Below are 6,463 nucleotides of genomic sequence, written 5' to 3' on the forward strand. Positions count from 1 at the left end.
ACCCCACCCTGGACCCCAGACCGGGCACCCCCACGCGGGTTCCCAGCCGACCCCGCTCAGGATTCGACGAACCCGCGCGCTTTCGGCTGATCAACAACTCCTACCAGGTGTTCATGGACGGCCCCAGCTACCGACCCAACAAACGCCCCGGAGGCCCTGCGACTTCCACTGGCACCGGCAAAGCACCGAGGTAGAACCCCGACGGCAGCCAGACCGCTCAGCAGCCACGGGACTGACAGCCGATCCGCCAGCAGGCTCGCCCAGGCGACAGGATCATGCGACTTCGCAGGATCGGCGAACATTGCTGAGGTCCCCGGCCCGCAGGTCCTCGTCGCGGATCCAGAAGGAGACATTGACGATCTCGCCCCAGTCGGTGCCGGATTCTGCTTCCACCTGAAGCAGCGGCCGATGCCCCTCCGGCTGTGGGGTGTCGCTGCTGTCGCACCAGCCGAGCAGACGGTGGCGCGGGGTTGGGATGAGAGCGGATAGCGCCTTATCCAAGTTGATCAAGGCCCTGACATCGCCATCAACTGCCTGATCGGCCTCCGCATCTGCCCAGGTCGGAACCGACGGCAGCGCGCTGGCCTCAAGCGGCAGGGCTGGTATGACGGTGCCGCCGCCGTCACGCGGCTGCCCGTCAGATCCAGCCGCGACGTGCACGACGCGGCAGCCATCATCGCCGAGATCGAAGCTGAACTCCGCGGCGAAGTCATCGTCGTGGAAGAAGAGCAGATATCCATCCCTGGGGAGCGTCCAGTCCCTGCCGAGCAGACGCGCCGCCTGGCCGCAATCCAGCTGAGCCAGCAGCACCATCGGGTGCCCGCGATAGTGCGGCCATTCGAACGATTCGGTGGCCCGGGGCACACCCCCGATCAAGCTGCCCGACTCGATGAGGTCCGTTCGGACGGCGAACCCCACAGATGGCCTCACCAAGGGGAGGAAACGCTCGGCTGTATCCACGCCCAACTCGGCACGGACAATCTCTTCGATCGCTGCACGGCTACCGGAAACGCGGCCTTCAGACTCCATGAACGCTGAGTCTCTCACCACGCTCCGACACGGATCCTTGGTGCCGGGAGAGACCATGCCCTCCCGCAGAATCCCCGTTGGACGCGGGATCCTGCCGATGAGCCCGTACGCCCACACGACGACCTCGCGGGACACCCTGCCCATGAATCCGCATCACCACGGCCAAGCTATCCCCATCCCAGCGACGATCAAGACGAACACCACCATCCCGGACGCGCACGTCATGAGCATGCTCAATAACGTGATCGCGATCCGTCCCGGCACTGCTCAATTCCATGACTGGCAGCCGTGCTCAATTAGCTGATCACCTACACTGATGGGATGATCTTGGTCAGCATCCGCTGGTTGCCCGGTCTCTACAACACGTCCGACTCGCAGTCGATGACTCCATCTGATCCGCGCATGCCCGATGTCCTCGGATGAGATCGGAGAACCGGCACCGACTGCGGTCGGCCGGTGGTCATTTCCTCCTTTGGATCAAGCGGTGGCGCCTCCGTCGATGACGAGGTCGTGGCCGACGGCGAAGCCTGCCTCGTTTGATGCGAGCCAAAGGACCGCGGAGGCCGCTTCGTCGAGTGTTCCGACTCTGCCGATCGGCAGTGCGTTCTTCATTCGTTCGGCGCGGTCGGCCTGGGTCTCGCCAGGCAGCAGGGACATGAGGGTGTCGATTGGGCCGGGGCTGATCGCGTTGATGCGGATGCCCTCTGCGATGTATTCCTTTGCCGCGGCACGAGTCAGTGCGCTTACGGCCGCTTTGGATGCCGCATAGGCGCCGAGGAACGGCAGGCGCATGTGAGCGCCCAGGTTGGATGCGGTGTTGACGATCACGCCGCCGCCGTCGCGGCGCATGTGGGCGATTTGGTGTTTCATGCTGAGGAAAACGCCGGTCAGGTTCACGGCCAGTTGGCGGTCCCAGGCGGCCTCGTCCATGTCCGCGAGTGGTCCGGCCTCAAGAAGTCCTGCGTTGTTGAAGGCGATGTGCAGACCGCCGTGGCGCTCCACGGTAGTCGCGACGAGCCGTGCGACGTCCTCGGAGGAGGAGACGTCAGCGGTCACGGCGCTTGCCCGGCCGCCCTCGCTCTCGATCAGCTTCACGGTCTGTTCGAGTGGTTCGGGGCTGCGCCCGGCGACCACCACCGTTGCTCCTTCTCGGGCGAAGGCGAGCGCGGTGGCCCTGCCGATGCCGGAGCCGCCGCCGGTGACGAGGGCTACCTTGCCGGTGAAACGTGCGGTCATGCGTTTTCTCCTTTACTTACGTGGTGCGGCGCTTGGGCGCCGACAGCAGGGCGGTGAGAAGAAGGGCGGCGGCGGCGATGCGCAGGGCGAAGGCATCGCCACTCGACGGGTGGTGTGAGTATGCGGTGGCGACAGAGACCAGTACCGCCAGACCGAGGGGCGGGCCGATTTCCATTGCGGTGTTCAGCAGTCCGCCCGCCAGGCCGGTCTGGTCGTCTCGCACGTCTTGCGTCGCCGCGAGTGTGGCGGCGGAGAATGTCAGGCCCGCTCCGAAGGGGAAGACGAGCAGCCCGGCGTAGGGCACATCGAGGAAACTGAGCAGCAGCAGACCGGCGGCCGCTGTAGCCAACCCGATCGCCAGCACCCGATGGGTCCCCAGACGGGTGATGAGCCGTCCGGCCAGCGGGCCAGAAGCAAAAATGGCGGGGGCGGGCAGCAGGAAGGCGGCCGACGTCTGCAGCGGGGACAGGCCGCGAACCTGCTGCAGATAAAGGGAAAGCAGGAAGAAGGCGGTAGCCATCGCCCCGGCGCAGAGCGTGACAGCGATCAGAGGCAAGGCGCGTCCGCCGAGGAACGGCAACGGCATCAACGGGGCCGGAGAGCGCCGCTCGGCCAGGCTGAACAGGACGAGCAGTACGACACCACCGAAGAAGATCCAGCCGGAGCGCTGTACCCCGTAGCTCAGCGCGGCCAGACCGGTGGTCGCCAGCACCGCCCCGAGCCAGTCGATCCGCCGGTTGACCGGTGGATGATCGGCGGGGAAAAGCCGCGCTATGGCGGTCACCGCGACGGCCGACATCACAACCGGTGCCAGGAACACCCATCGCCACGGTAGCCAAGTGATCACCACGCCGGACAGCACCGTCCCCGCCGTCGCGCCGGCGCTGCTCAGCACACCCCACAGCGCCATCGCCCGTCCCCGGCGATGCGGGTCGGGAAACACGACACTCACCAACGCCATCGCCGCCGGCGCCGCCAGCGCCGCGCCGATCCCCTGGGCGCACCGGGCGATCAGCAGCATGCCCGGCCATAGGGCGAGTCCGGCCGCCGCGGACGCGAGTCCGAAGATCGCCATGCCGCTGACGAACACTCTTCTACGCCCCAACGAGTCCGATAGCCGTCCGCCGAACAACAGCAGCCCGCCGAACGCCAGGCCATAGGCGGAGGTGACCAGCACCATCCCCGCATCGTCCATTCGCAGATCCCGCTGGATGGCGGGCAATGCCACGGTGATGACGGTGATCGACGCGATGAGCGTGATCTGCACAGCCCCGAGCACCGCGAAGGCCATCCGCTCTACCCGGCTATCTAGACCGACCGTTCTATTATTTGGGCGCGCGAAAGCGCTTCTCGTCACAGCGATCACTTCCTCAGTCCAAAGCAGCCAGCGCCTGTGCGGTGGCGTCACGCAGCCGGCCGGGGTCAGGATGCCCGCGGCCGAGGACCCGTATGCCCTGCATGACGACGAGCAAGAAACGGGCCAACGCGCGCGGGTCCTTGTCGCCTGAGATCTCGCCCTGCGCCCGCGCCCGGGTCAGTGCCGAGGTCAGCGCGGTCTCCAGAGTGTCCCAGCTCGCCTCGACCTTGCGAGCCATCTGCGGATCACCCGGCATGACCTCCACAGCGGCGTTGACGACCATACAGCCACGCCTGCGCTCGTCCCGCAAGGACTCCTCTGCATACGCCTCGACCAGCGCGCGCACGGCCGGCAGCACCGGGCCAGGCTGAGACAACGCTTCCACGACGCCTGGGTCCCGACTCTGCACGTACCTCTCGAAGGCCTTCACATACAGGTCGTGTTTGCCGCCGAAGGTGGCGTAGATGCTGGCCCGAGCGACACCCAGATGCTGGACCAGGTCAGCCATGGACGTCGCCTCATAGCCACGCTCCCAAAAAAGCTCCAGCGCCTTCTGCAGAGCCGCGTCCGGATCGAACTCCTTGGTCCTCGCCACACCCTGAACCCTAGCCATATCGAGATCGAACGGTCAAATATAGAAAGCGCGGGCGACCCGAGCCGAACCGGAGGATCCACTTCGAACAACCGGCCCCGGATCTGTCCGGACCCCGCCCCCATCGCACACGCGTGGGGCATCACCGCCCCGACCTCGGCGTGACTCGGATCGACAACCTTCCCGGCCGTGCCCTGATCGAGCAGGCTGGCGGGGTGCTGGACTTCGAGGCACCCTACGGGGCTGCGCAAGTACCATCTCGATACGATCACGGCCATCATCTGACCGATCCCCACCACCTTCCGAGAATGGGGAGCGCGTTTTTCACAAGTTGCCTGGTTACTGGTTGGCGGCAAGTGCGGCGTAGGCCGTGCTGCGGGAGAGCTTCAGGATGCGGGCGGCCTCCGTGACGCTGACGCCTTCGTCGACGAGGCGGCGCAACGTCGACAGCTCTGCACCGCTCCAGCTCCGGGCGCGTGGGCACCTCGGTGAACGTCCCGTACGCCTCGGCCTGCTCATCAGTCAGAAACTCCACCGGCACGAGGCGGACCGTAACCAGCACCGACGCCCGTCCGGCGAGCTTTCCGCGAACCCCGGCCGTGCCCGCACCCGGTGTGCTAGCCGACCAAGATCAATCTCGCCGGGATTTCCTGTACCTCAACTACTCACACCCGGCGTCCTGCTCGACTGGCGCGCGGGCCTACTCGCCGCGCCAGCCGTCGCCGTGGGCGACTGGGCCCACATCTACCAGCGGGGCAGCGGAGTCATGGTCGGTCAGGCGTGTGCCCGGAGTTTGTTCCGGTGGATGGTCCACAGGCCGTGGATCGACGGGCCGAGGGCCTAGCGAAAGGCCGTCGTGGGCCGAGGGCCGGTATAGGCGAAGGCCCAGCGGTTCTTGCCAGCCCGATAGAGCCGGTAGCGGTCGGGATTTCGGTAGCGGTCGCGGTTGTGGAACTGGCAGGTGGGGCCGAGTTTGTCCAGGTCGGTGGCGCCGCCGTCGCTCCAGTTGTCGATGTGGTCGATCTGGCACAGGTGAGCGGGCAGGTGGCAGCCGTCGACCATGCAGGTGGCGTAGCGGCTGAGGATGGCCCTGCGTTGCGGGGCCGTTGCGCGCCGGACTTTGCGGCCCAGGTCGAGGACCTCGCCGTCGGTGTTCATGACCAGGCGGGTGAGGGTGGAGGTGTTGGCCAGACGGTGGATGTCGGAGACGGGCAGGAACTGTCCGGTGGCGAGCAGCAGTCCGGGCAGCCTCCGGCCCGAGATCAGCCCACCGGGCGTCACCCAATCAGAGACCCGCTCGCCCTGTGCCGGACCCGGCTCATCCCGCGCCATGCTCGGCTGGTCCCGCGCTGTGCTCGGCTCACCTTGGGCTGATCTCCGCCGATCCCATGCGGCCGCTCGTTCACCTCCAGTCGATGGCTGCTCATCTCGCACCGCATTCCGCTCATACCGGGACGATGTGCACTCATGCTGCGCCGTGCCCGGCCTCTCTCGGGACGGTGTGCGCTCATCCCATGTCAGTCCCGCCCCTGCTCCGGGGGAGGTCGGTTCATCGGGGGACGACGCCTGGTCATCCCGGGCCACGCCAAGCTCTTCTCGTACGGCGTGCACGCCCGGCACTCCGCCGGACCGAGAAGCGCCATCACTCACTGGCTCGCCGGGACATGCGGATTCAGCCGCGCCTGTTGCGGCACACGTGTCCTCGGCAGCGCCGACCTCGTCGGCAGTGGCGGCCTCGGACACGGCGACAGCGGCGAAACCTGGCGTGGCTGCTACCGCCGTGGTGGTGGCGCTCTCGGGGGTCGGGTCCGTCGCCGCAGATCCGGTCTCCGGAGCAGCGCCAGCCGTATTTGCGAGGACGCTCGCTCCCCTGACTGCCCCCTCTCCCGCTGCCTCTGCCGCTTCCGGTCCCGTTCTGGATTCCGTGCCCGCTTCCGGTCCCGTTCCTGTGCCCGCTGCCGCTTTCGTTCCGGATTCTGTGCCCGCTTCCGTGCCCGTTCGGGTTCCTGTTCCGGTGGTGGCGGCGCTGTCGTGGGCGGTTGTGTCCTGCAGCGCGGTTGTGTCCTGGGTGGTCGTGTCGCATGTGGAAGCACCGGGCGAGTCGTCCGGGAGGGACTCGGCGTTGACCAGCACAAGGAGTTCGGTGCCGATCTGCTGCTCCAGCACGGCGATCAACGTGTCAGCGTTCCGCACCCGCAGCGGCCGGTCATCACCCACAGCCCGAGGCTTGGCATAGGCGTCCAGCAGAC

The 6,463-nt window shown here is 67.0% G+C and carries 7 protein-coding genes; 1 reads left to right on the forward strand and 6 read right to left on the reverse strand.

What is annotated here, in order from left to right; translation table 11 throughout:
* Window positions 1-273 precede the first annotated feature (273 nt).
* Window positions 274-1,029, reverse strand: a complete 756-nt coding sequence (locus IMZ11_RS41445) for a DUF1963 domain-containing protein (RefSeq protein ID WP_228648889.1) — start codon at window positions 1,027-1,029, stop codon at window positions 274-276.
* Window positions 1,030-1,126: 97 nt separating this feature from the next.
* Here IMZ11_RS41445 and IMZ11_RS41450 point away from each other — a divergent pair, with 97 nt between their 5' ends.
* Window positions 1,127-1,333, forward strand: coding sequence for a hypothetical protein (locus IMZ11_RS41450; protein WP_228648891.1), 207 nt, complete (start codon window positions 1,127-1,129; stop codon window positions 1,331-1,333).
* A 173-nt stretch (window positions 1,334-1,506) separates the two neighbouring features.
* Here IMZ11_RS41450 and IMZ11_RS41455 read toward each other — a convergent pair whose 3' ends face one another.
* The 5 genes from IMZ11_RS41455 to IMZ11_RS41475 form a co-directional block, all read right to left on the reverse strand.
* Window positions 1,507-2,265 (reverse strand): SDR family NAD(P)-dependent oxidoreductase, encoded by a 759-nt coding sequence (locus IMZ11_RS41455; protein ID WP_228648893.1) that lies wholly within the window; start codon window positions 2,263-2,265, stop codon window positions 1,507-1,509.
* Window positions 2,266-2,281: 16 nt separating this feature from the next.
* Window positions 2,282-3,556: an MFS transporter gene (locus IMZ11_RS41460; protein WP_228648895.1), complete on the reverse strand. Its 1,275-nt coding sequence runs from the start codon at window positions 3,554-3,556 to the stop codon at window positions 2,282-2,284.
* A 79-nt stretch (window positions 3,557-3,635) separates the two neighbouring features.
* A complete protein-coding gene (locus tag IMZ11_RS41465; RefSeq protein WP_228648897.1) occupies window positions 3,636-4,217 on the reverse strand; it encodes a TetR/AcrR family transcriptional regulator in 582 nt (193 codons plus the stop codon).
* A 336-nt stretch (window positions 4,218-4,553) separates the two neighbouring features.
* Window positions 4,554-4,733, reverse strand: coding sequence for a helix-turn-helix domain-containing protein (locus tag IMZ11_RS41470; protein ID WP_228648900.1), 180 nt, complete (start codon window positions 4,731-4,733; stop codon window positions 4,554-4,556).
* A 321-nt stretch (window positions 4,734-5,054) separates the two neighbouring features.
* Window positions 5,055-5,546, reverse strand: coding sequence for an HNH endonuclease signature motif containing protein (locus IMZ11_RS41475; RefSeq protein ID WP_228648902.1), 492 nt, complete (start codon window positions 5,544-5,546; stop codon window positions 5,055-5,057).
* Between the last annotated feature and the right edge of the window lie 917 nt (window positions 5,547-6,463).

It is taken from the genome of Microtetraspora sp. AC03309 (assembly GCF_020826795.1).
GTDB lineage: Bacteria > Actinomycetota > Actinomycetes > Streptosporangiales > Streptosporangiaceae > Microtetraspora > Microtetraspora glauca.